The 24939-nt window shown below is 62.3% G+C and carries 21 protein-coding genes and 2 pseudogenes; 10 read left to right on the top strand and 13 right to left on the bottom strand.

Going from position 1 to position 24939, the window contains the following annotated elements:
* From EOA33_RS01965 to EOA33_RS01975, 3 genes are all read right to left on the bottom strand, one after another.
* Window positions 1-754: hypothetical protein (locus tag EOA33_RS01965; protein WP_245482199.1), on the bottom strand; the 754-nt coding region annotated here is incomplete at its 3' end.
* Complete coding sequence (locus EOA33_RS01970; RefSeq protein ID WP_127404815.1) at window positions 754-1224, bottom strand: hypothetical protein; 471 nt, start codon at window positions 1222-1224, stop codon at window positions 754-756. The genes EOA33_RS01970 and EOA33_RS01965, both read right to left, overlap by 1 nt.
* Before the next feature lie 90 nt (window positions 1225-1314).
* Entirely contained in the window at window positions 1315-3003 is a 1689-nt protein-coding gene (locus EOA33_RS01975) for a ParB N-terminal domain-containing protein (protein ID WP_127404816.1), read from the bottom strand.
* A gap of 435 nt (window positions 3004-3438) precedes the next feature.
* On the opposite strand from EOA33_RS01975, the gene EOA33_RS01985 reads away from it, so the two are divergent.
* The 4 genes from EOA33_RS01985 to EOA33_RS02000 all read left to right on the top strand — a co-directional run bounded on the left by EOA33_RS01985 (window position 3439) and on the right by EOA33_RS02000 (window position 5964).
* Window positions 3439-3789, top strand: coding sequence for a metalloregulator ArsR/SmtB family transcription factor (locus EOA33_RS01985; RefSeq protein WP_127404817.1), 351 nt, complete (start codon window positions 3439-3441; stop codon window positions 3787-3789).
* A gap of 29 nt (window positions 3790-3818) precedes the next feature.
* Window positions 3819-4517 (top strand): MIP/aquaporin family protein, encoded by a 699-nt coding sequence (locus EOA33_RS01990; protein WP_127404818.1) that lies wholly within the window; start codon window positions 3819-3821, stop codon window positions 4515-4517.
* The gene (arsC, locus tag EOA33_RS01995) at window positions 4514-4921 is read left to right on the top strand and encodes an arsenate reductase (glutaredoxin) (RefSeq protein WP_127404819.1); all 408 of its coding nucleotides are present in this window, start codon (window positions 4514-4516) and stop codon (window positions 4919-4921) included. The genes EOA33_RS01990 and arsC overlap by 4 nt, the downstream gene beginning before the upstream one ends.
* 215 nt (window positions 4922-5136) lie before the next feature.
* Window positions 5137-5964, top strand: a complete 828-nt coding sequence (locus EOA33_RS02000) for a DUF3800 domain-containing protein (protein ID WP_210212540.1) — start codon at window positions 5137-5139, stop codon at window positions 5962-5964.
* A gap of 1 nt (window position 5965) precedes the next feature.
* Here EOA33_RS02000 and EOA33_RS02005 read toward each other — a convergent pair whose 3' ends face one another.
* From EOA33_RS02005 to EOA33_RS02045, 7 genes are all read right to left on the bottom strand, one after another.
* On the bottom strand, window positions 5966-11059 hold the full coding sequence (locus tag EOA33_RS02005; protein WP_127404820.1) for an N-6 DNA methylase: 5094 nt from the start codon (window positions 11057-11059) through the stop codon (window positions 5966-5968).
* A 90-nt stretch (window positions 11060-11149) separates the two neighbouring features.
* Entirely contained in the window at window positions 11150-11548 is a 399-nt protein-coding gene (locus EOA33_RS02010; protein WP_127404821.1) for a DUF3085 domain-containing protein, read from the bottom strand.
* A 10-nt stretch (window positions 11549-11558) separates the two neighbouring features.
* Entirely contained in the window at window positions 11559-12161 is a 603-nt protein-coding gene (locus tag EOA33_RS02015) for a DUF1419 domain-containing protein (protein WP_127404822.1), read from the bottom strand.
* 209 nt (window positions 12162-12370) lie between these two features.
* Complete coding sequence (locus EOA33_RS02020; RefSeq protein ID WP_245482200.1) at window positions 12371-13261, bottom strand: DUF3991 and toprim domain-containing protein; 891 nt, start codon at window positions 13259-13261, stop codon at window positions 12371-12373.
* 303 nt (window positions 13262-13564) lie between these two features.
* Window positions 13565-13750 carry a hypothetical protein gene (locus EOA33_RS02030; protein ID WP_082980354.1) on the bottom strand — a complete coding sequence of 62 codons (186 nt, stop codon included), beginning with the start codon at window positions 13748-13750 and terminating at the stop codon, window positions 13565-13567.
* Window positions 13751-14266: 516 nt separating this feature from the next.
* Window positions 14267-14506: a DUF982 domain-containing protein gene (locus EOA33_RS02040; RefSeq protein ID WP_066991344.1), complete on the bottom strand. Its 240-nt coding sequence runs from the start codon at window positions 14504-14506 to the stop codon at window positions 14267-14269.
* A 246-nt stretch (window positions 14507-14752) separates the two neighbouring features.
* On the bottom strand, window positions 14753-15043 hold the full coding sequence (locus tag EOA33_RS02045; RefSeq protein ID WP_127404823.1) for a DUF982 domain-containing protein: 291 nt from the start codon (window positions 15041-15043) through the stop codon (window positions 14753-14755).
* 423 nt (window positions 15044-15466) lie between these two features.
* Here EOA33_RS02045 and EOA33_RS02050 point away from each other — a divergent pair, with 423 nt between their 5' ends.
* From EOA33_RS02050 to EOA33_RS02070, 5 genes and pseudogenes are all read left to right on the top strand, one after another.
* Complete coding sequence (locus EOA33_RS02050) at window positions 15467-15928, top strand: MucR family transcriptional regulator (protein ID WP_127404824.1); 462 nt, start codon at window positions 15467-15469, stop codon at window positions 15926-15928.
* Window positions 15929-16491: 563 nt separating this feature from the next.
* Window positions 16492-18453, top strand: a complete 1962-nt coding sequence (locus EOA33_RS02055; RefSeq protein ID WP_127404830.1) for an EAL domain-containing protein — start codon at window positions 16492-16494, stop codon at window positions 18451-18453.
* Window positions 18454-18567: 114 nt separating this feature from the next.
* Window positions 18568-18921 (top strand): hypothetical protein, encoded by a 354-nt coding sequence (locus tag EOA33_RS41460; protein WP_190234182.1) that lies wholly within the window; start codon window positions 18568-18570, stop codon window positions 18919-18921.
* Window positions 18922-18941: 20 nt separating this feature from the next.
* Window positions 18942-19241, top strand: coding sequence for a hypothetical protein (locus EOA33_RS02065; protein WP_127404825.1), 300 nt, complete (start codon window positions 18942-18944; stop codon window positions 19239-19241).
* Between the two features lie 52 nt (window positions 19242-19293).
* Window positions 19294-20884, top strand: a pseudogene (locus EOA33_RS02070) (MFS transporter).
* Between the two features lie 847 nt (window positions 20885-21731).
* Here the strand turns inward: EOA33_RS02070 and EOA33_RS02075 are convergent.
* Window positions 21732-22091, bottom strand: a pseudogene (locus tag EOA33_RS02075) (flavin reductase family protein); the annotation flags it as partial.
* Between the two features lie 153 nt (window positions 22092-22244).
* Between EOA33_RS02075 and EOA33_RS02080 the strand changes: the two are divergent.
* Window positions 22245-22430, top strand: a complete 186-nt coding sequence (locus EOA33_RS02080; RefSeq protein ID WP_245482202.1) for a hypothetical protein — start codon at window positions 22245-22247, stop codon at window positions 22428-22430.
* Window positions 22431-22831: 401 nt separating this feature from the next.
* Here EOA33_RS02080 and EOA33_RS02085 read toward each other — a convergent pair whose 3' ends face one another.
* Both EOA33_RS02085 and EOA33_RS41465 read right to left on the bottom strand, forming a co-directional pair.
* Window positions 22832-23296, bottom strand: coding sequence for a ProQ/FinO family protein (locus tag EOA33_RS02085; RefSeq protein ID WP_066991372.1), 465 nt, complete (start codon window positions 23294-23296; stop codon window positions 22832-22834).
* 554 nt (window positions 23297-23850) lie between these two features.
* Window positions 23851-24363, bottom strand: coding sequence for a hypothetical protein (locus EOA33_RS41465; RefSeq protein WP_348628210.1), 513 nt, complete (start codon window positions 24361-24363; stop codon window positions 23851-23853).
* Between the last annotated feature and the right edge of the window lie 576 nt (window positions 24364-24939).

The raw sequence follows: 24939 nt of genomic DNA on the forward strand, positions 1-24939 counted from the left end.
CGTCGAGGTCATCGCCACGCCTGCCACCCGGCGTGGCGATGACCTCGACGAAGCTCTTTTTGTAATCCGCCCTGATTGCGGAGACCACGATCCAGTCGGCGGCGTGTTCCGCCTCGAAGGCGCGTCGATCTTTCTCGCGGGATTGGCCGGCCGCAAGCACGTTGCCGGTGATCTCTTCCCACGCATCCGGAAAGCTGTCCTTGATGATGCGTTCCGCGCTTCGACGCTCAAAGCTGGTGAAGAGATCGGGGAAGGTGAAGGCGACGATCGCCCAACACTCGTCTTCTTCATAGAAACCATCCGCCGCGCGCAGCCGGGCGTCGACCTTGCAATTGCGTTCGGGCGAGAGATGGAACCCCCCATGGCTCGCGGTCGAATGACAGGTAACGCCGTCGGCGAAGACGGTGGCGCCCTGCGATGGCCCCCACGGCGTTTGCGCTGTGGACCTGACCTCCTGTCGTGCAAGCGCACGCTTCTCTCGGGCGTGCTCCGCCTGCTCCAGAACCTTTGCCCGGAACGCCGCCTCGTCAGCGACCTGGCCGCAATGACCGTAGAAATCCGAGCGCGTCCACTGGGCGAGCGGACGGCGGATACGCCAGCCGGTCGCCAGATAGTACCGCCCGTTACTCGCGGGCAGCATGGCAAACGCCGTATCGCCTGCGCGAGCGACGAAGAAGCCGTCAGCGCTGCGGCCGAACTCCACCGGAGAGCCGGAGATGGAGTTTTCGTTCGAACTTCGAAGAGAATGGGTCATCACGCGGCCCTCCCCTCGACATGGTCCGCCGCGATCTCATCCGCCGTGATCTGATTGAGCACCGCGTTCGGATAAAAGTGCCGCGTCAGCCATTCTTCGGCATCGGCGCGATTTTGGGCGAGATGGACCAGCTCGGCGTCCTCGCCGGGCCGGTCGAGCACGCGGACCGCGCCCATGGCCGGCCGTTCGAGAAGCGTGAAGCGTAACCGGCTGTCCAGCGAAAACGTCCGAAGCACGCGCACGGCGACGACACCGCCCGAACCGTAATCGGCCTCGTGCAGCGTGAAGCTCGCCGGCAGGCTGATAGTGCCAACGACTGCTTCACCCTGCTTGCGGATCAGACGACCCCTGCTGTTGTTGGACTGCCATTGCGACAGCTTCTTGCGGTGCCGTTCCGGCGGCCGCGGCGTGGCGTCGGACCAGGCGATGAGCGAGCCGATTGGGGCCCGGAAGATGCGATGCGCGGACATGCATGTCCTCCATGTGCTGATTGTCAAAACAGGACCGCCGCCGGCGTTTGCCGGCGGCGGGATGGCGATCGGAAGGAAGAATTGGGGCCGCTATTCGGCCGCTTCGCGGAAAGCGTCCTCGCGCTCAGCGCCGCCAGCATCCTCAGCCGCCTGCGGGTCCTTGGCGTGTTCGCCGGGATCGTCTTCCCCGGTGGCTGCCTTGCTTGTCAGCCAGGACGAAAGTTTTGCCCTGTCCGGTGGGAACAGGGCCGCTGGATGAACGAAGCGCCCCTCCCTGAAGTGCTCGACGAGTGCTGCGCGAGTGTCCTTGACCTTCTGGCGCGGCAGGACCGGCGTGTCCTTGCAGGATGCTTCGAGCGCCGAACGCGACAGGCAGGAGAGGAATTCCTCGCTCCCCATGTTGGCCAGAAAATCATCCGCGCCGATCGCATCGCCGGCCACGCGCGCGACAATGCCGCTGTTCGACCTGTTCTCACGGCAGGAGAGCACGTCAATCAGCAGCGACCGCACCGCGGCACGCAACTCGTCCATGTCGAACTCGAGGACGCCCTCCGGATTGAACAAGCGCGCTGCGTGTTCGCCGAGGCTTGCCGCCCCAAAATAAGAGATGTCGCGGGCGCCGGATGCGACGCTGACATTCTGGCCGGCGAAGGCCAGAACAAGCAGCGCCATCAGCGTGTCGTCCTCGATCGGGGCGCGGGCAAGCGCCTCATGCAGCGCGTCGGTGCGCAAATCGCCGATCATCTCGATGCCCTTGCGGGTGACATCCGGGCGCGACGCCGAGACGATGCCGGCGTCGTCCGCACCGTCGGTGCCGGCGCCGCTATTGCCCTTGGCCTTGGCCTTCTTGGCCTCGGGGAGACGGTAGTGCACCGACTGCACTTTGCCGTCGCGGTCGAGATACATCGCCGTGCAGTCCGACTTCGCGGGCTTGCCGTAGACCCGCTCTGCCTTCTTCGGCAGTTCCGGCTGGCCCCAACCGTTGACTTCGACGAGCATACCCTTCCTGGGCAGATTGTTCGTCATCCACTCCTGCTGGGCGCCGAGGAAAGCCTCGACGTCGGTCGTATACCGGCTATCCTCGTCGGCTGGCGCGAACAGGTCCTCGACCCAGGCGATGCCGTAGGCCTGCGCCAGGTCGTCGCCGAAGCTTGCATCGCGTGCATACATGCGGGTCTTTGTGAGGCCCTGCGCCACACTCCACCACGATACCTGCGGATCGGCCTTCGACGGCTTGTGCTTCTTCCAGACTTGCCTTTGGTCTTCAAGCGAGGCGGAAGCGATCGTGCGCAGCTGGCTTTCGTTGGGCATGTCGCCCCTGGCCATGTGGTCGAGCATGGCGGGAAGGACGTTTGCCAGCAGGCGCAGTTTTCGGATCTGGCGCAGCGGCTGCGCGAGCGCAACGCCGATTGCCTCCTCGGTCCAGCCGAGCGCGACCAGGCGTTCGATCGCCCGCCACTGGTCGACGGGATTCAGTGGCTCGAACACGACGTTCTCGATCATCGAGCGCATGGCGCCGTTGTCGCCTGCGGCTTCCTCGACCAGGACCTCGATTTCCTCGAGACCCGCGGCAATCGCCTGTTTCACCCGGCGATGGCCGGCATTGATGATATAGCCATTGCCGCCGTCAACCTCAGCCGCGACGATGGGCGGCTGCACGATGCCGACCGCCTTGATCGTGGCCAGAAGCAGCGCGTCGGCCTGCGGTGACGATTTTGTCTGGCGCGTGCGCTCGGGGTTTTCCTTCAGCGCGCGCGGATCGACTTTGATGAGATGCATGGGATGTTCCTTTCGAGATTGAGCCGGCCGTTGAAGCCGTCTTTCCTGGTCTTCTTCCCGAAGACACCTCGGCAACCGCGGAGCGGGCGGGCCGGCGCAACTGCGGCCGAGCATCCCTGCCTGGCCGGACCAGCGGGGCTTTCAGCCCTGCGCAGGACGACGGGCCGGGATCGCGAGCGGCGCGGTTGAGCGTAAGCGGCGGCGGCCAGCCCGATCAGCGACCAGCCGTTCCTTCCTTCTTCGTTCTCCTCCCCGGTACTGCCTGGAACCGCCCCGTCCGGCGGAATGCTCGCGAGCCAGGACCGCGCGCCACCTCGTCCTTTGGGGTAGCTGACCGCCTCCAGCCTGTGGGGCGGCCAGCGCGGCCATTTCCCGGTTGTCGGGGGAGAGTATCTTGGCTATTCCTCCTTTCGATATTTCAAGGATCATTGAAACGTGGATGAACATCGAGCCCTGATCGTCTTTGGCGCCCTGTCGCAGGAGACGCGCCTGCGCGTTATGCGACTGCTTGTGGTGGCCGGGCCTGATGGCATTGCCGCCGGTGCGCTGGCCGAACAGGTCGAGGTCTCGCCGTCCAACGTCAGCTTCCATCTCAGGGAGTTGGAGCGCGCCGGCCTCGTCACGCAGCGGCGCGACGCGCGCTCAGTCGTCTATGGCGCCGAATACGACGCTCTGTCCGGCCTGATCCGCTTCCTGATGGAGGATTGCTGCTCGGGCCGTCCCGAAATCTGCGCACCCGCGCTCGCCGCCGCCCGCTGTCAGCCCGGCACCAGGACCCGGCAATAATCATCTCACTTCGTTCCAGGCAGCATCACATGACAGTATTCGATCTTCCGCGCCGGTTCGCCGCCGAGTTTCTCGGCACCGGCCTGCTGGTGGCGACAGTCGTCGGTTCCGGCATCATGGCCGAGACCCTGACGCATGACACGGCCCTGGCGCTGCTTGGCAACACCTTGGCGACCGGCGCCATGCTGGTCGTCCTGATCACAATCCTCGGGCCGATCTCCGGCGCCCACTTCAATCCGGCCGTCTCGCTGGTGGTCTGCTTGAACCGGACGCTGCCGGCCCGCGATCTGCCGGCCTATCTGGTCGCGCAACTCCTGGGCGGCGTCGCTGGCACGCTCGCCGCGCACCTCATGTTCGGCTTGCCGGTTCTGGAGATCGCGACCAAGCTGCGCGCCGGACCGGCGCAATGGTTCTCCGAAATAGTGGCCACATTCGGCCTCGTCGCGGTCATTCTCTGCGGAGCCCGGTTCCAGCAGCGAGCCGTGCCATGGCTGGTCGGGCTCTACATCACCGCCGCCTACTGGTTCACCGCCTCGACATCCTTCGCCAATCCGGCCGTGGCGTTGGCGCGTTCGCTGACCGACACGTTCTCCGGCATCAGACCGATCGATCTGCCGGGCTTCATCGTCGCTGAGCTGCTTGGGGCCTTGATCGCGCTGGCACTGATGGGCTGGCTGCTGCGGCCCGAGATCATTCGGCAAACCCAGCCACAGAAGGCACAGTCATGACGGTCACCATCTTTCACAATCCCGCCTGCGGCACCTCGCCCAACACGCTCGCCATGATCCGCGCCAGCGGCGAAGAGCCGGTGGTGATCGAATATCTGAAGACGCCGCCGAGCCGCGAGCGGCTGGTCGAACTGATCGCGGCGCTGGGCATGGCGCCGCGCGAGCTGCTGCGAGAGAAAGGGACGCCTTATGCCGAGCTTGGCCTCGCCGACCGCAAATGGAGCGACGGCGAGCTGATCGATTTCATGCGTGCCCATCCGATCCTCATCAACCGGCCGATCGTCGAGACGCGGAAGGGCACAAGGCTATGCCGGCCTTCGGAGGCGGTGCTGCCGCTGCTCGATGATCCGGTGCGCGATTTCGCGAAAGAGGACGGGGAAAAGGTCACCTACACGCCGGCCTGATCGGCAGCTGCTCTGGCGTCGCGACCGGGCAGAGAGCACCACGCGCGAGGAAGATGCCTGACCAGATTTGATTTTCGGGTCGAGGATCGTCATTCAACACTGGAGAGCGGCAGCTGGATTGAGGGACTATCGACAGAGCGGTATATATCGGGCTGCCACCTTGACAAGCGCAGGCAAAAACCCTAGCTACGGGACAGTGAGGCGCAACGGATTTGTTGCCCTCTTTCCGAGACCCACGCCAAAAGCGTGGGTTTTCGTGCTTCTGGGGGGGGTACGATCTGACCTACATCGCCTATCTCGATGAATTCGGCCATATCGGTCCCTATGTCGATCGCCAGGATGCAAAATACAAGGAGAGCCCGGTTTTCGGGTTGGCCGGGCTCGTGCTGCCGATGAATGAGGTGCGCGGTTTCGGCACGTGGTTCTTCCAAAGAAAATGCGAGCTTCTCGATTTTGAGATCAAGAGGGCTGGCGTCCATCCGGCGATTTGGGAGAAGAAAGGCGCAAGCCTCTACACGGTGACCAATGTCACCAAGTATCGTGAGCTTCGCAACACGACCAACCGGCTTCTGAACAAGATCGAGACGATCGGCGGCTTCGTTTTTTATGTCGGGCTTCAGAAGAACCTGCCGCCCGACAAGCACAATCCGAACTACCTCTACAACCGGGTGCTGCTGGAAGCCATCAAGCGGATCGACTCCTTCTGCGCGGAAGACTGCGATCCCAAGGGCCACTTCATCCTGGCGCTCGATGAGCACGACCAGCGCCAGAACCTCATAACCGCGGCGGCACGCAGCATGTATGGCGCCGGGGAGCCGCGAAAGCGGCTCATCGAGCCGCCATTCCAGCTGGAGAGCCACCGATACCAGACCTTGCAGGCCGCCGACTGGATCGCCGGCCTGGTTGGCCGCTTCGGCGCATATTGGTGCGACAAGGACGCCTACGCCGACTACAAGGTGTTTGCCGATTATTTCGAGCACCGGCTGCACCGGGCAGCCAAACGAAGCGGTATTCGCACCAATGCCCCAAGGGCAACGCAATAGGTCAGGCGGCGACGGCATCCGCGACGACTTCGATGTCGGCCGCGAGGGCCTCTTCGACCTCGGCAAGCTGCCGGCGCTTTTCGGCCAGCTCGCCGGCGAAGGCGAATTCTCCACCGTCGCGGGATCGATAGGAGGCGAGACGGCGCCGGGCTTCGGCGAGACGCTGCCGATAGCGTTCCCGGTCCTGGTCGAAACTCGACAGGGCATGTTCGAGCCGGGCGACCGCGCCGAGCGTCACCGTCACCGGCAGCTCGATCTCATCATCGGCTCCGGTGAGCTGGAGGACAGTGGTGTAGCGATAGCCGTCCTGCCCGAAGCGCTCGCCACAGAATTGCAGGTCGAACCCGCCGATCGAGGCGATGAGGGTCTCGCCGTCATGCCGTAGCTGAACCAGGGTGAGAATCCCCTTCATCAGTGCCCGGCCGGCCTCCTTGCGCTCGGCGTAAGACCTGTCGGTCACGCTCATGGCAAAGGCCTCACCGGCTGTCGGAACAAGCCGCTCCATGTCCTTGCCGATTTCCGCGATACGGCGCGTCGAATGCGCGATGTCGCGCTCTGCGTCGCGGATCTGCCGGCGCACGGCATGCTGGTCGTCGATGTGGGCGGAGCGCAGGCGCTCGAGCCGCGCGATATCTGCCTCGAGACCGGCCTTCTGCATCAGACGCTGGTCACCGGATGCAATCGCCTTGGCCATGGCGAACTGGTTGGCCTGCCCTCCGCCCAGATCTTCCAACCGCCGGATGGAAGTGTCACCGGAGAGTGCTGCGGCGATAAAGCGGGCCTTGCGTTCGTTGTTCTGCCACATGGTGGCATCGAGGGAGCCTTCCGTCGCGTAGGCGAAGATGTCGATTTCGTCGTGCTGGTTACCCTGTCGGACGATGCGGCCCTCGCGCTGCTCGATCTGGGAGGGCAGCCAGGGCACGTCCAGGTGATGCAGCGCCTTCAAACGAAGCTGAGCGTTGACGCCGGTGCCCATCGTCTCGGAGGAGCCGATGAGGAACCGCACCTTGCCGGCTCTCACAGCGCCGAACAGCCGCTGCTTGGCTTCCGATTTCTTGGAATCCTGCATGAAGGCGATCTCTGAGGCGGGAACGCCCAGGCGGATCAGCTCGTCGCGGATCCAGCGATAGGCGGAAAACCCCCGCGTCTTTTCGACATTGATCGTGCCGAGATCGGAAAAGATCATCTGCGCGGCGCCGGCTAGCTCGTAGGGTTTGCCGTCGGGACGGACATAGGCGCTGTCCGCCGTTTCCTTCCAGATGCGGAAGGCGTTCGAGACAAGAAGATTGAGCTTGTTGTCGGGCTCGTCGTCGTTGTCGGGATCAACCAGCCGCAGATCGATCGCGGCATGGCGGCCGTCGGTGATGACCGAGAGAAGAATATCGTCGCCGGGCTCCGGCGGCCGGTCGCGCATCTCGATCGCCTTGATGCGCTCGGCGAGCACCAGCTGGTAGCGCTTGAAGGCCGGCGTGGGCTTGGCCGTCAGGATCTGGCGGCGGCCGGTCGAGATCGCGGGCGCCTTGACATAGTCACGCAGGTCCTGCGGCATCACGACATCGGCAAAGGAGCGGAACATTGCGATCAGCTCGGGGACGTTGACGAAGCTGGCGAAGCGCGTGACCGGCTTGTACTTGCCGGAGGGCTGAAGCTCGAGTTCGGTGGTCACGTCGCCGAAGGTCGAGGCCCAGGCGTCGAACTCGTGCAGGCCGCGCTCGGCGAGCGCGCCATGGCCGAGATAGCGCTGCACGGAAAACATCTCGCCAAGCGTGTTGGTAATCGGCGTGCCCGAAGCGAGCACGAGCGCCCTGCCCGGGTTCTTGGTCTCGATAAGCCGGGATTTGACATAGAGGTCCCAGGCGCGCTGCGAGCCATTGGGATCGACACCCTTGAGCGTCGACATGTTTGTGGCGAAGGACAATTTCCGGAATTCCTGCGCCTCGTCGACGACGATCTGGTCGACGCCGATCTCGGAAATGGTGAGAAGATCATCCTTGCGCGTGGCAAGACCTTCGAGCCGCTCCTTCAGGCCCTCCTTCAAGCGTTCCAGCCGCTTGCGCGAGACGCGGTCGTCGCTCTCGACCTTGGTGAGCAGGCTCTCGTAGAGCTCAAGCTCGTCCTGGATCATCTGCTGTTCGAAGGCGGATGGCACACCGATGAAGCGGAATGCCGAATGCGTGATGACGATCGCATCCCAGTTAGCGGTCGCGGCGCGGGAGAGGAAGCGGTGCCGCTTGGCCAAGGAAAAGTTCGTCTCGTCGGCAACGAGGATGCGGGCACTGGGATAAAGCGCGAGAAATTCTCTTGCGGCCTGCGCCAGGCAGTGGCCGGGAACGACCAGCATCGCCTTGGCGATCAGGCCCAGGCGCTTCTGCTCCATGATCGCGGCGGCAATCGTCATCGTCTTGCCGGCGCCGACGGCGTGGGCGAGATAGGTCGAGCCGGCCGAGACGATGCGCCAGATGCCGCGCTTCTGGTGCCCATAAAGCGAAAAGGCGCCAGAGGCGCCCGGAAGCCGCAGATGGTCGCCGTTGAACCTTCGCGGCACGATGTTGTTGAAACGGTCATTGTAGACACGCGCCAGGCGGTCGGTGCGATCGGGATCGGACCAGACCCAGTTCTGGAAGGCGGTCTTGATCTTCTGCAACTTCTCCTTCGCGGCCTCGGTATCGACGACGTTGAGGACGCGGCGCTCGGTCTGGCCGTCCCGGATGGTGTCGAATATCTGAGGGACGCGGCTGGTCAGCGCATCGCCGAGCAGTTCGCCGGCGTGCCGGCGATCGGTGCCCCATTCCGAGGTTCCGGCGGCAGTCCACCCAAGCTGACGGGCCTCGACGGTCCACGAGGCAAGTTCGGGCATGTGATGGATCTTTATCTCCGCACCCATGCTCTCCTTGACGAAGACAACGACATCGGTGGCCGGAATCCACGGCGCCCCGAGTCGCGCTGTAATGTCGGAGGGGCTGAGATCGGCGGGCTGCACTTCCCTGAGCGCCGCGACATTGCGTTGATAGCCGGGATCGAGCGATGCCGCGGCCTCGGCGGTCTTCAGCTTGTCGCGCACCGCGCCCGACAGATAGGCATCCGCCGTCTGCCAGGACCCGGTCGCCGGATCGCGGAAAATGGCGCTGCCGAGTTCGGCGACGACATTGTCGGTATCGGAATGCAAAAGCTCGGCGATGTGGTCGAGGTCGACGCCGCCGCGTTCGTTGAGGACCACGGCGAGCGCGTCCGCGGCAGAGCTCATGAGCGGCGGCGATGGCGGCGCGATCACGCGCTCGGTGAAGATCGGGCCGGGCCGCGCGGTGTCGGATTCGAGATCATAGTCCTCGATCGAGGCGACGAGCCAGCAATCGGGGTCATCCACAAACGGCTGTAGGTTCGGACGGCGATGCGTCTCGCGCACCTCACCGGTTTCCTCATCCTCGGTGGTCGAGACGACGGTGGTGTTGATCGGGCCGAAATCCCTGACAAAGCTTGACCAGGCGACGCGCAGGGCGACCTGCGCTTGCCGAAACGGTCGGTCGAGCTCTTGGCACCTCAGCACCGCGCGCACGGCATCGCGGATCGGGACCAGTTTCTGGATGATCCGGACATGCTTTTGCGGGATGCCGTCGCCGGCGCGGCTCTTGCGAATGCTGACCGGGACCGGCTCGCCGTCGACGACTTGCATTAGCCCATGACGGTGGTCGACGACGAAGCTGCCTTCGCGGACATGGCGGTCGGACCGCTCGCCGTCGGCCGGCGCGTCGTCGTCCTCGCCGTCGCGGTCGATCGCCTCCGGCTCGCCATCATAGAGCGATTGCGGCAGCAGCGAGATTGTGGCCGTCAGCGCTTCGTTGAGATCGCCGGCGGGGCGCGGCAGGCAGGTATAGGTCTTATCGGGACCATAGATGCCGCGGCTCAGCGCGTGGGCGCCGAGCACGAAGTCCGGATGACGCGCGAACCAGCGATTGACGCGGATGGCGCCCTCGTCTTCCGTCGCCGGCCGGATTTCCTCGAGATCGAGCCAGGCAAGGTCGCCTTCGGGGTTGCCCGCCTTGCGCTTGCGGAAGAACAGGATGTCGACCACGACGTCTGTTCCGGCATCGGCGCGAAAGCTGCCCTCGGGCAGGCGGAAGGCGGCGATCAGGTCGGCCGATTTGGCGATCTGCTTCCGGCACATGCTGTCGGCCTTGTCCAAGGTGCCGTGGCTGGTCACGAAGGCGGCGAGGCCGCCCGGCTTGAGCAATCCAAGCGCCTTGACGATGAAATAGTCGTGCAGCCGCAGGCCGAGCGATCGGTAGGCAGGGTCGGAGCGCACGGTGCGTGCCGAAAAGGGCGGGTTGCCGATGGCAAGGTCGAACGAAGCAGGGAGTTCGGTGCGGGCGAAGTCTGCGTTGAGGATGCGCGCCCGCGGCTGCAGCAGCCGGGCGATGCGCGCCGTGACGGGATCGAGCTCGACGCCGGTGATATGGGAACGGTCACGCAGCTCGGGCGGCATCAAGGCCGCAAAGAGTCCCGTGCCAAAGCCGGGTTCGAGAACACGGCCGCCGCACCAGCCAAGCCGCAGCAGGCCCGCCCAGATCGCCCGGACGATGAACGCCGGCGTAAAATGCGCATATTGCGTGCAGCGGGCGAGCGAAGCGTAGTCAGCCTCGCCGACCAAGTCTTCCAGTTGGGCGCCGATCTCCTGCCAGCCGTCGCGATACTCGATCTCGCCAGGGCGGCGAAACACGCCATTGGCGAGCTCGGTTGCGCCGAAGCCGGTGAACCGGATCAGCCTTTGCTGTTCCTCGCGCGTGGCCGGCCTCTGCGCGGCCTCGATCTCGGCCGAAAGCCTGATCGCCGCGATGTTGTCGCGGGCCCGCTCCTTCCAACCGCGCGCAAGATCACGCTCGCCAATGAGATGAAAGTTCGCACCCAGTTCCCGCCGGGCGCGTGCCGACGCGCGGGCGGCGGTCGCAACCGGCAGAGACGGTGCCGGCGCGGAAGGCGGTCGATCGTGGTCGCAGTTCGGGCCGGCGTCAAATCCGGACGTGAAAGCGGTCACGCCGAGGCCGAGGCCGGATGAGGTGTTGCCGAAGAGGTCGATGGTCAAGGGGTCGTCATGCGCCATTGGAAAGGCTCCTGTGCTCGAAAGGCGCGCGCGAAACTCCCGGCCGAACAGGGTCGGCTAGGCGAAACGCGGCGCCGGTTTTTGGGAAGGTCAGCGGGTGATCAGCGAGAGCGCGATTTCGGCCTCGGTGAGCGCGATGGTGAGATGTGTTGCGCGCCGATGGCGGTCAAAGAGCGGGACAAGCCGCTCGGCCTCGATGAACTCGATGCCGTCATCGGCCCCGAAATGCCGGCGCTTGTAGTCCCACCAGTCGGGATGGCCGTCCGGGTGGCATTGCTCGGAATAGACGACGAGGGGACGCGCTCCCTCGGCGAGCTTGCCGTTGGAGCATAGATAGACACCTTGGTCGCCGACCAGCCAGACGCCGGACTTCTCGCCCTCGCCGGGCCTTGTACCGTAATAGGGGTTGCGAAACCCGCCGTTGGCCGCCGCATCGGCAATGCCTTGGTCGATCACCTTGCGGACCGCCACAATCGGAAATGTGAACATCGTCCCCACCTCACGCCGCGACGTCGGTGGGCAAGTGCCTGAGATGCACGGGCAGCTTGGCGGCGATCTCCGCGTCGCTCAGATCGTGGAGCAGCTTGAGCACGGTGCGTCCGCGGTCATAGACGAGCAGAGTGCGCTTGCCGCGCAACTCGGGCAGCCAGCAATCGCCGGCGTAGCCGCGATAGTCGTCATGCGTGCTCGACCAGATATGCTCGAGGCGCTCCTCATGCGTCATCGCCTTAACCGGCCAGGACTCGCGCTCCACGATCGCGGCCCGCATGCGCTCGGGCGAACCCTTGTCGCAAAGATCGCAGTAGCTGTGGAAGTAGCGGACGCGGCCCTCGATGCTGAGCCGGAAAAACACGCTGGTGACGCTGCCGGTGAGGAATTCGCTGAGCGCGAACATCTCCGGGCGCATCCAGAGCGGCGGCAGGATGCCGAGCATGTAGTCGTGTCCGGACTGGTCCAGCTCGAACCATTCGTTCCGGTAAAGAGCCCCGGCATCATCCGCGAAGCGGTTGGGCCGGTGCGCATGGCGATCGAACAAGCGAAATATCTGCCGGCGGTCGGCGATGCCCTGGTAGATCTTGCGGATGGGAGAGGTGGCGTTCATGGGGGGCTCCTTCTTAGCCTCGTCGGGCCGGAGCGCGGCTCATCATCTCGATTGCGCCATCGTCTTCAGCCCTTCCTGACCCCTCCCCCGCGGCCGCCTCTCCGTCCGGGCGGGTCAAGGGCCGGCGTCAGCCGGGCGAAGCTTCACCCTTGACGCGGCCGGCGGGCATGCGGCAGCCGGGTTTTCTGTCCCCCTCCTTCTCCCTTCTTCTAGAGTTTTCGCGCATGCAGGTCCTCGTTCCAATCATCGGCGACGGGACGCAGCCGCTCGAAACCGCACCCCGCCTCCACCGCGACCGCTTCGAGCCGCCCGGCATAGACGTCGCCCTGGGTGTTGTTGTCGGTCGCGGCGACAAGAAGAGCGCCGTTGCGCGCCGCAAGCCCGCGGATCGCCGCCACGGTCGCCGGCGCCCAGCCGCCACCGGTGCTGAGATAAAGGCTGCCGGGCCGCAGCTCCTCGATCGCGGCAAGGCTCATGGCATCGATAGCCGCTTCGGTGACGCAGAAGCGGGTTGCCTCGACAGCGCCAAGACGAAACAGCAGCTTGGCGCCTCCGCTCGCGAACCCGCGCCATTCGGGACCGCGCTCCTCCCAGCCGGTGAGCGCGCCGGCCTCATCGGTGTGGGCGGCCCACATGCTGCCGCACGGACCCTCGCGAAGCCTGTCCTGGCGGACCGCCGTGCGGATGACCGTTTCGGGGAGACGGCGCTTGCCGCGCAGATAGCTCCAGCTCATGGAGCCGCGTCCTGGTTGGCGGCGGCTTCGCCAGCGCTCGGAAACGGAACGGTCCGGGTGATGTTTTTGAGGAGCTCTCATCAAGATGGGGTATCTGGAAACGAACCCGATCAAATTCGCCACATGATCGAGCGCTTCCACGAAGCGGACGCCCTCGAGGTGCTCGACCAGGTGGAACACGTCTCCCTTGGCCTCCGACAGTGGATCGAACCAGCCTTTGCCGTCGTGAATGACGATGATGATTTCGGCGCCGCGCCGGAATTTTACGGCGCGTCTAGTGCTCTCCTTCTGATCGACCGCGAAGCCCGCCCGCTCCAGCACCGCAGCACACAGAACGCCACTTCTGAGTTCCTCGACATCGCTCATCTCCATTCTTATCCCGGCGCCCATGAGGTTCCGTCCCTTCCTGTTCGGTTTCCTTTCCCGCGAATCCCGCGGGACCCGACCCCAAGGCCGCGAAGAGCGACGGAGGCAAGGGCGCGGCCGGGCAACTGAGGAATGTTCGGAGCACTGTGATTTTCCCAGCCGCGGCGCAGCCTCCCTTGCCGCCGCTCGCTCGCAAGCGGCACCCAATCGCCGCGCATCGGCCCGCCGATCGGCAGGCCGTTGGATCACGGTCGGTGCAATTTGGGCTTTGTGACGGGGCGGGCCGCCAAGCTCCGGGCCGGCTCAACGAGCCGGCCTGATCTGGAATGGGTCGTATTCGTGAAGGATTTCGAGATCATCGCCAGGCTCGATCTCATCGCTGCGGAGCACACCGATCGCGTTGCCGGATTTGAAGAGGATGACGGGGACCATCAGGGTGCGGGCGAGGTCCAGGGCGTGGTGTTGAGCCAGGGCAAGATCGTGCGACATTTGAGGGCCTTCCACTTTGAGCGAGGCCAATCCCCGCTCGATGGCTCCCGTCAGTGTCGTGGGCCGGTCGCGATCACCGCGCGGGCTTTAGCCAAGCGGCCGCAGCTTGCTAGCGGACCCCTTGAGGGTTGATCGTGGAAGATCCGGAACAGGACCAGGAAAGCCATCGCAGAAGAGCGGGGTTGGGTTGCTCCTATGGATAAGCGCTGGTGCATGCCGATCTTGCGAACTGGATGAACGCCAAGGCTCTGTGCCGCTGGCTGGTTGTTCAGGTTAGCATCCGCCGCCAGCCCGTGCGATCCTCAGAGGTCGCACCACGACATGGCCCGAACCCGCTGAATTAGCGGCGCCTGCTCAGCCACGCTCCCCAATGCAGCGCCTTGGAACCAGAACCGCGCTCGCCGCTGGCGCTACGAATGTAGCTCGCTCGGCTGCCGCTCGTCCAACGCCAGGCGCGATCATGGCGCTGGCGGATCGCAATGGAGAAAGAAGGGACGCAATGCGCGTCGTAAATTTTCAATCGCTGCGCAGGATTTTTGCTTCAAGCGCCGCTGCGACGAAAGCTCGGCGGGCGGCCGGTGGATGGCTCTCACCGCGCAACACGCGCAGACACGCGTCCATCGCTGCCTTGCGCTTTTCCGTTTCACGCGGGAGATCCCGCAGCAAGATCGTGGCCGCGTCATTGACATCGAACACGACGCGCTCCGCGGCGTGGCGGCTTACCTGGACCACGACCGGCCGCTCAAATCTGCTCAACTCACCGTTCCCCTCAAGTCGTGCGGCAAGGTCCGCTCGGCCCAGCTTTATGCCTCACCCGAGGTGACAGAGACAGGCAAACCCGAAAGCCCAACTCGATCCCTCGGCGGCTATCCGATCGCCATAAGCACTGTCATCCCGGCTTTCCGGAATTACCAGCGATGATGGAGATTCTTCCGCCCTTGTCCGCGCTCGGTGAAAATCTGAACGGAATACCCCCAAGCTTGGCTACAATCCAAACCGTCCCTACGCGCGCCGCTTCTTGCAGGCGGCGATCCACTGCATGGCAGAGATTGGATCTTCGAGGATGGCGACCTGCCTGGCGAAATCGATAAAAGCATGGTGCGCGGCGGTCACGGGCTTGTGCCCATCCTCTGCGTCATAGCAAGCCCGAAGAGCGGTCTGGTGGGTCAGATCTTTTTGATCCTCAGGCCAGTCGTTGAGGAAATCGATGGCGTCCTCGAGGCTCGCAATCTCTTGGACGATGTAGGTCGCACGCTTCACGAAAATAGGGCTCCCGAAGTCCTCTGCATCCATGCGCTCCTCCCACTTGGCGAACCCCTGCTTTGCACGAGCATTCCGCTCGGCAACCATCGCAATGTGCTGTCCGGACCGAGACGGTTCAAGGGGCTGGATCGAAGATTTCTCCTTGGCGCAGGTGCCTAGGGGAGGTTGCGGGATCAGGGCATTAAGATGCGCGGCGCAGGTTGATTTCCGAGGCCGTCAAAGACGGCGAAACGAAACTCATTCTGCTCGAAAGCAGTTTCATGAACCGCAAAACCCCTCGGCGGGTCCGACCGATTTTTTGCCGGAAGCTGTCGGCATCAGGGTAGAACCATCGTGTGCCTCGGCCCGCAATTTGGGACCCAGTGCTACGGGAGCCCTGACTTTGATTGCATTCTATGGCTGCCTTCATTAATAAAACCGATCCGCCGCCGTTTATCAAAGCAGGAGCATTGCGTGACAGAAGAAGCCGAAAACAATACTGACGCCCTTATCGAGCTTACCGCCGAAGTAGTGTCGGCCTATGTGTCGAACAATCCGCTCCCGGTAGGTGAGCTTCCGGCTCTAATCGGCCAGGTGCATACGGCGTTGAAGGGCACGATGGGCGGCCTGGTTGCGAAGCCTGAGGACCTCAAGCCTGCCGTTCCGATCAGGAAGTCGGTCACGCCGGACTATATCATCAGCCTGGAGGACGGAAAGAAGTTCAAGTCGCTGAAGCGGCATCTTGCGACCCACTATGGTCTGACGCCCGAAGAATACCGGGCGAAATGGAGACTATCGGCAGACTATCCGATGGTTGCCCCGAACTATGCCGCCGCGCGCTCAGCTTTGGCGAAGACCATGGGCCTCGGCAGAAAACCCAATGAGACCCAACAGGCCGCACCGGTAAAGAGGAGCCGCAAAAAGGCGGCCGCCTGATCGTCCCGCTTGCTTGTTGGCCAGGTGCCGTTTGAAAGGCGGGATCTCCCGGCTTCGGCATCTCTGCGATCCACAGCGAACTCGCCTACGTCCCGCAGCGCTGACATGATCGTGGAGAAGGCCTCCTTGTGTCTGCCGGACCTCGGGACGGCTCGTCGAGTTGCCAGCCTTCAAAGGGTGAGAGCTCAGCATGGCTGCAGGGGGCTACCGGACAATAACGATGCTGCCCGGCTGATCCGACAGGGGAAGCCGAAGGTCCTCAAGGCGCATAGTGTAGATTTTCTGTGCCAGCGTGGTTTGGCAGCAAAGCCTGCGGTTCTTTTGGTTAACCGAATACAAGGCGGAGGGCTAACGGGGCATAATTGCGAAAACCTGGATCAGGTTAGCTCGGCGATGACCTAAGGGAAGATCGCGTTTTCACTATCTTCGAATTTCCAAAACCCTTGGCTTCCCAACTGGGCTGTCCAAATTTGCGGTTGAAATTTACTTTTTCAGAATTGTTCGGTGTTAGGGGACCGACCAATACGCAGCTGACTACTCTACCGCGGGGGAGTGAAGGAGTGATGCAGCGTCTGTCTGCCGCAAGGCTCGGCGACCTCCTGGCGGGAGACCTGCGTGTTTTTGGCGGGCCCTCAACGATCGAACCGCTTGCCGGCCGCATCAGGGCGGAGCAGGTCAGTATCGTGCTTCGCAGCACGCTTCTTGGCATGGTTGCGAACATACTCAATGCGGCCACTTTTGTTATCGCGGTTTGGGGCTCGCCCGACCAGACGAAAGCCATCCTCTGGGCGAGTGTGATCATCGCCGCCGCTGGGTTCGTAGGCCTAAGAGCGAGATCATCGTTTCAGTCAGTCAAACCAAGGTCAGTGTCTCGCCGGACAACGCAAAACCTGGTGCGAAACGCCTTCCTGTTCGGCACTTGGTGGGGTGCACTTCCCGTTCTATTCTTCGGAGGAGCAACGAGTGCCGCCCAGGTTGTCATTACCTGCCTGGGCGCTGGCATGATCGCAGGCGGTGCCGCTTCTTTTTCCACGATTCCTATTGCGGCCATCGCGTATACGCTGCCGATCTTCGTCGGTTCAGCGGTTGCGATTGTGTGGCTGGATGGAGCCGTCAATCTGCCCGTCGCAATCCTGATGGTGAGCTACGCCATCACGCTGTTTCGTGCCGTGCTTGCTCACGCGTCCGAATTTACCCGACGCTGCATTCTGCAAGCGGAAAGCGAAAATGCCATTCGCAGGGATGTTCTAACGAGTTTGCCAAACCGGTTCAGCTTCAACGAGCGGCTGGAAAACGCGTTGGTGGACGCAAAGCAGTTTGACCAGCACTTTGCGTTACTCTTGTTCGATCTTAACAATTTCGACGAGGTGAACGATCGCTTTGGCCGCGCAATAGGGGATGCCCTTTTGGTCGAAGTGGCTGCGAGACTTCGGAAATCGACGCGGGAGAGCGATGGCATCGCGAGATTGGAGGGCGACGAATTTGCTATAATCGTCACGTGCGATATTAGGCCAGATCAAATCAGGTCCTTAGCCAAACAGATCATCGATGGCATGCGCACCCCTTTCATGATTGAAGGACGCGAAATATATTGCAGGGCCTCTATCGGTATCGCTTTGACGCCCACTGACGGTTTGGATGCCAACCAACTCCTGCGCTGCGTCGACACCGCGCTACACAGGGCCAAGACGCTGGGGACGGGCTCCATCCAGTTTTTCAGCGCAAACGACGATGAAGCTGCCACAAGGCGCCATGCCCTTGAACGCGATCTGGCATCTGCGCTCGCCAGTGACCAGCTTTGGCTTGCATTTCAACCCTTTCTCGATCTCGGGAGCGATCGCATCCGAGGTTTTGAAGCGCTTCTGCGGTGGCAGCATCCGACCCTTGGCGCGATCCCTCCCTCGGAGTTCATACCCATCGCCGAAGAAACGGGTTTGGTTCACTCCATCGGACACTGGGCTGTCAAAACGGCTTGTTCGGCGGCTGCGCGCTGGCCGCGCGACTTGCGGGTCTCCGTCAACTTGTCGGCAGTGCAGCTTAAGAACAAGGCCTTGCTAGATGGAATTTTAGAGACCTTGGCTGAAGCCGCTTTGGAGCCCCGGAGACTGGAGGTCGAGATTACAGAAAATGTTCTAATTTCGAATTTTGAAGAAACAATTTCGTTATTACAATCGTTAAGTTCGTTATCCGTAACAGTTGCTCTTGACGATTTTGGTACTGGCTATTCATCACTCACTTATCTTCGGAAATTGCCTCTTTCGCGGCTCAAGATCGACCGATCTTTTGTCCAGGATCTGCTCACCGATGCGGACTGCGCCGCGATTGTGAGATCATTGGTTGAGTTGGCGCATGAGCTTCGAATTGAGGTGACGGCCGAAGGCGTCGAAACTTCTGACCAGCTCGACTATCTGCGCCGCGTCGGATGTGATGAAGCTCAGGGCTATTTAATCGGGAAACCTGTCCGGATTGACGACATTCCTGGCATTGCTGCGAGGCCGTTTGGTCAGAAGCAGGTAATCGAATAGCAAGACCGGCACCTTGGCGCGATGGTCTGGTTGTCTCGAATCTCGACGAGTACGGCCGCCTTGCTCAGGGAGGCTGAAGGTCGCAATCCTTGTGCAAGCACTAGCAGTAGCCCTGTGACGAAGCGTATCACGTCGGTCGAGCGGCGCCGGCGCTGGTTTCGGGAGGAGAAGGAGCGGGTGTTCGCGGCGACGTTTGAGGCAGTGGCCAGGCGCGGGGTACGTCGAGACGGCATTGCGTCGAGATTTAGCAGATTTGAGAAGCGGGTCGTGTTCGGGTTAGCCGCCATAGCTCAGAGCGCATCGTGTTCAATGTTAGTGATGCTGCCGCTATCCTGCTGCATGATCTTCATCGTCAGACCGAGAAAACGGAAAGGCAGCGATGGACGCCTGTCTGCAGGGTATTGCGTGGTGAGGCCCATCCACCAGCTGCTCGAAAAGCTTTCGATGCAGCCGCGCTTCAAGCAATGATTATGCGCAGCGATTAACCCTTGCGCTGGATCTCGATCTCGGCCGACGACATCGTCGACCGCAAGCGCCAGCTCGAAGCGGATTTTCCGCTTAAGCGCTTTATTCAAGTTTTGGCCGTAGATTCTGGGATGTGCCGCTCGTCGCCGCCTCAATCATTCTTGGTGGGCTGTTCGGCGCGACCGCATGGCCGGTTGCCACCTGTGGCCGCATTCGTCGGAGGCAAAAGAGTTTCTCTCAATTTTGCCAGCCGCCACGGTTCAGTCGAGATTACATGCGAGACGGCCGATAACGGAAAGCAAAGGCTCGCAAAAAATGAGTAGAGTGGCTGGATCAGTTGAAGATTTGGCTGCGCCGACGACGTTTGCGCCCCTCATGCAGCCGACCTTTCGTTCGATCTGGCTCGCTACCCAGGTCTCTTCTCTCGGCTGGTTGATGCAGACTGTCGCCATCAGCTGGCTGATGGCGACGATCTCGACTTCCGATCTGATGGTTGCGCTGGTCCAGGCTTCATCGAACCTGCCCGCTTTCATCTTGTCCGTCTTCGCCGGAGCCCTCGCCGATAATTTCAGCCGTCGCAGGGTCATGTTCGCCGGCCGGTGCCTGATGGTGATAGGATCTGCGATGCTGACCGCTGTTGTGGCGCTGGGCTTTGTCAGTCCGTGGATGATCCTCGGCTTCAGCTTCCTGATCGCATGCGGGGGTGCTCTTCACGATCCCGCCTGGCAGGCCTCGGTTGGCGATATCGTCGACCGCCGCGATGTCCCGGCCGCCGTGACCCTGCTCTCCGTCGGCTTCAACACGGTCCGGACCGTGGGCCCGGCGCTCGGCGGCATCGTGGTTGCCTCGGTTTGGGCTTTTGGCAGCTTTTAGCGTGACCACCCTCACCTATTTGGTCCCTTTGGGCACGATATGGCGCTGCAAGTGGAAGGTTCGCTCTTCGCCTCTCCCGCGCGAGTCGATGAGGACGGCGATCTATGACGGGCTGCGCTTCACGGCGATGTCTTCGGAAATCAAGGCGGCGATCGCACGCGGAACCCTGTTTGGCCTGGCAAGCATCGCCATTCTCGCACTGCTGCCGCTGGTAGTCCGCGATCATCTGGGAGGCGGACCGCTCGCCTATGGCACGCTCATGGCAGGCTTCGGGACGGGCGCCGTCTTCGCCGGCATTTCCAACGGCACATTCAGACGGAGCTTGTCGCAAGAACGTCTGATGAAGCTCGCGTGCCTCGCCTGCGCGGCCTGCTCCCTATCCCTTGCACTGACCTCTTCGATTCCGGTGGCCGCACTTGCGCTCGCCTTGGGCGGCGCCGGCTGGGTCACCGCCTGGTCCGGAGTTGGCGTGAGCGTGCAGCTGGCGAGCCCGCGCTGGGTCGTGGGGCGCACGATTTCGATCTACTATGCATTGATAGATGGCGGCATCGCGGCCGGCAGCTGGGTATGGGGCACGGTCTCCCAAAGCCATTCCCTGACGTGGGCGCTGGAGGGTTCCGCTGGAGCGCTGCTGCTCGTCGCCGCAGCTGGCATTCTGTTTCCTCTACGCGAGCGCCGCGAGTCCGAGCCCGATCCCTTGGAGGAATTCCACGCCCCAGCTGTCGCTCTCAATTTGAAGCCGAGAAGCGGTCCTATCGTGGTCAAGGTCGAATATCTGATAGCCGAGAAAAATGTCGAGGCCTTCCTCGAGCTCATGCGGCAGCGCAGGCATATCCACAGCCGCGTCGGTGCTCGGAACTGGACGCTTCAGCGCAACCTGCAGAAGCCCATGCAATGGACAGAGACATTCCGCACGCCGACCTGGACGGACTACCTTCGCCTCAACCATCGTCTCACGGAAGTAGACAAGGAATTGGACGAGCGTGTCTCCCGGTTGCAGGCGGGAGAGGCAGCGCCTCAAATGACGCTTTCGATTGAGCGGCCGACCAGCCCGCCTCGTAAACGCGCAATCCTCCCACTTCCCCGTCATTGAAGCCTGACCGTCACGTCTAGGCACCAGCGATTGCTAGTGTTGGTACTGCTAATGGTCGTGGCGAACGCGGAACAACCACCGGGATTCGATGGTCAGTGGCGCAGATGTACAACAGGCTGTCTCGCGCGAGTGGGTACGCAATATCCTGTTCCGCGACAGAAGCCAAAGACCAATTTCATCCGGTCACGACCTGGCTTCTACAGCGTGCCGGAAGCGGACACCATGAGGGTGCTGGGTTGATGTGGAAAATGCGTGGGGGCGGGTGGACGACGGCGCGCGATGGGCTTAGACGACCTTCGCAACCCCCCAAGCGCCGAGAGCACTATGAAGCAGCAGGCGACCCTTTGTCGTCGAGATCAGACAGAAGCGTGGCCTCGTAAAGCGGCCAGAGTCGATCTGGGTCGGCATCGACCTGGCAGCCATCTCGAACGATGTCGCGAAAGCGAACACGAAAGGTGCGGTCGCTGAGGCGACGCGGCAGCCGATTGGTCCTGGCGAAAATCTTTCCCAGCCCGTGTTCACCACCTCTGAAGAAGTATCCCAGGCCAAGGACATGATCATGCCCGACGCATCGCTTCCTGAGCGCGCAACGGTTGAGCAAGCGCCGGTTCCGGATGCATCGCACACACCGACTGGACGAACTCGCCGCAAGAAGCGGTGGCAGAAGATGTGCCTTTGCCGCGAAGTGAACGATGGAAGCGGCGCCTGCCGTGGGCGCTGCGCCAGAGCCGGGCTGAGCGGTAGATCGACTGTTCAACGGGCCAGAAGGAGAATAAAAGCGCGTGGCTGCGGCCCACTCACGGCGTACCGCTCGCTCAAGACGATCCGTAAGCGCCATGATGATAGATCAGAGCCAGACCCGGCTCTCCGCTGACCACATCCCGGACGCTGCCGAGGACGAGCGCGTGGCTGTCGCGCACAATCGTGCCCTCGACGTGCAATCGACCGCGGCGAGCGAGTCTTCAAGTGCCAGTGCGCCGGTCGCCAGAGCAGACCAACTGGCTCCTTCGTAACGAGCCGAACCCTTCAGGCCACCGCGTCCGGCGAACCGCTCGGCGATCGCCATCTGGTCGGCTCGAAGCACGTTGACGCAGAAATGCCGATGCTGGTTGATGGCTGCCCACGTTGACGAGTTCAGGTTGATGCTGACCACCATCACCTCGGGTTCGACAGACAAGGGATGGGCGGTGGTCGTGTCCGCTTTGTTGACTGTCTCGCCGCGCTGTTTCGTCTCCTCGCGTTAGCGGAAGTTAAATTTCGAGCGTTTCAGCTTGCCGCAAATTAGGGTCTCGATGGCATGTTTGCATGACTTTTGGGGCGGGCAGGAAGACTGATGCGCGGACGGGGATGGATCAAGGCCTTGCGTCAGGATGAGGCGCGGCAGATGCGTGTGCGCATCGCGGAACTGGAGCGCAACCTCATGGCGACCACGCCACAGGGGCGCCATCGACGTTTTGAAGCCGGGAATGAACTTCGCATTGCGAAATTCCGCCTCGAGCGGCTCGAGGAATGCATCGCCGGAATAGCGGAAAAATGTGGGGCTTAGCGGATCTCGCCGCTCTCGAAATTGCCGCGCTCCGGCCGAACTGTGCCCCCGATGCTATGATCACAAAGCTGGTGGTTTGACGCCGGTCGAGAGCATCTCTTCAAGCAGCGCTGGGCGGCAGACGCGCAGGCGGCAGGATGAGTCTGCCTGGAGACAAACGCAAGGGGTTGGTTGGTGCGGACGAGGGGCAAACGCCTTCCGGAAAAGGGCTTTCCCTCCCACGCGTATCTTCCACAGGTAGGCAGCTGCACCCCGTGCGCCATCCTGCAGGACACAGCTACCATAGCGAGGCAATCCCGGTTGAAGAGGCGTCGTTTGACTCGGAGATGTTGCTCTGGGGCATCGACCTCTTCATCATGGCTATTACTCGGAAGCCCTGAGTCTTGGGAGATCTGTGGCGCTCAAGCCATCGGCTTTCGGAAAGACCGGCGACGCTTCGTCTCAACGACTATTCCAGCCGTATTTTTCGCGTTGAACACGGCCGTTTGCTTCGGCTTCGGTTGGGGCGGGGCATCAGGCACCCTTGGCTCCGGCGTCTTCTTGGTCTCTTCCTTGTTCTTGCGGGCGCACAGCAAAGCCTTGGCGCTCGCCGCCTCCGCATCCGATACCTCGCCGGCCGGCTCGCCATCAAGATCGACCCGCACAGCGCCAGCATTCAGTCTCGCCAAGTACCTGGGCATGCTGGTATAGGCGCGCAGGGCTCTCCTCAATTCATCATCTGACAGTTCGCCGTCCAGCACGCGAATGTCATGATGGATGCCGATCCTAAGCGGCATGGGCGCTTTCGGATTGAACGCCGCAGGCCACTTTGCCGATAGATGCCGGAAAAGCTGTGCGGGCGATTTCCCTCGGTTGGGGGTCGTCATGATCAAGCCTCGCCCGATTTGTTTTGTTCCCAGTTCGGACGCTCCGTAGCACCCATATATGCAATGATTGTGGACGCCTGAAAAAGTCGCCGGGCAGGGGCAAAGCAGCGCATCCTAGCTTCTAGAATACCGTTGCCCTCCCAATCTCCTCGCGAGGAACGGAAACGATCAATCGGACGACCAACCTTCCGAACGCGCAAGAACTGTCGGCTACGCCGTTGGGCAAAGGACGGCTGCCCCGAGTTAATCGGCGGCAACTTGGCATGGGAAGACAAAACAACTCCAATCTAGAAGCCAGCCGCGAAACGCTAGGCTAACGCCTAAGGTCTGGAGCTCGCCTTCTGCTCAACGCCATCACAAGGACGGCATTGAGCAGCGTAACGAATATTCCATCCTGATGATGCCAAGCCGTCATGGACGTGTCGATCTGGTACTCGATTAGCGTATGAACGAAAAAAGCTTGCAGTTTTTTCGACACGCCGCCGCTCGAAAAGTTCCATGTTTGCCTTTGACAACGGCTGCCTTGGTCATGGGAGCTTCCCGTACGGCGGCGGCTATTGCAACCGATCGCTCTGAAGCTGCCCGCAGCCGCTCGTCGCTAGCCACCGCGCCCGCGCCAGGTGGGATGTCCAAGCCAGACGTGCCCGTTCCGGCTGGCGCTCTGCGTCAATGTTCAAGATGGCTCGTGCCACCTTGCGCCAGTCGAGGCCCATCGCCTCCGACATCAGCAGGACGGCGTAAGTCTGAAAGTGCGCCACGTCGTAAGGTGTGACCTCGGCCAACTCGGGTGTTTCATTATCGATCCAGGCCTCCTCCTCCTTTGGGGGCGCGTCGATGTAGCGGCCAATCGAGGCCAGGTGCGCCGCAATCTGGTAACGCAGGTGATCGCGGCTCCCGTAGCGCGCATCGATTTCGCCGAGCTTCTTGTACAATCCCCTACGCTTGCCGCGCGGAACATCGGTATCGCCCAGGGAGTAACAACTCGGACCGACGGCGCAGATATCGCAGCCCGTTGCGACCACGTCCTGCACGAATGCGGGAATGTCCTTTTCTTGCATGCGCTTCATTTCAACAGGCCTCTTCTGATTTCACATTTCCTTATCACAGATCACCCAATTTGCAACCCTGCCGTGCAATCTTGGGCGTCACTGCGGCACGCGAGCACCTTCCCTCACAGCTCAGCCCAGTGAATCCGCCGCGCGCGCCTCACCCGGAGCCCGGAAGAATTAAGTCTTCCCTGTGCAGGAAGAACCGACGCGCGAAGAACTCAAGATTTGGGTATTGCTCCCTTCCTGCGCAGCGCTCTGCCGATAGCGCAGCCTGTCGGGGCAGAAGGCAAGGAAGGTAGCCCGCAAGTGTCGGAGAAGCTGCGGCTTCCAGATTGGCGCCGCTCACACGGTTGCTGAGGCCGGTTTACACCATCGAACACTATGCCGACCGAGGAAGAGTGGGCGAAGCAGAAGCTCCGCCCGGTGGACACCCCAGCCCTCGCCGACCGCTAACTGAGCTCGGGCGAATGCGAAGACGTGGGGACAAAGCTCTGGGATAGTTGGGAGGATGATGCGCTCGTCGCGAACCCGGAGGCGCCGGTCTGCCAGACTAGTGGTCGTAGGGAATCGGCCCACTTAGTGGCTATTTGTGTT

This window comes from Mesorhizobium sp. M4A.F.Ca.ET.050.02.1.1, from assembly GCF_003997725.1.
Taxonomy (GTDB): Bacteria; Pseudomonadota; Alphaproteobacteria; order Rhizobiales; family Rhizobiaceae; genus Mesorhizobium.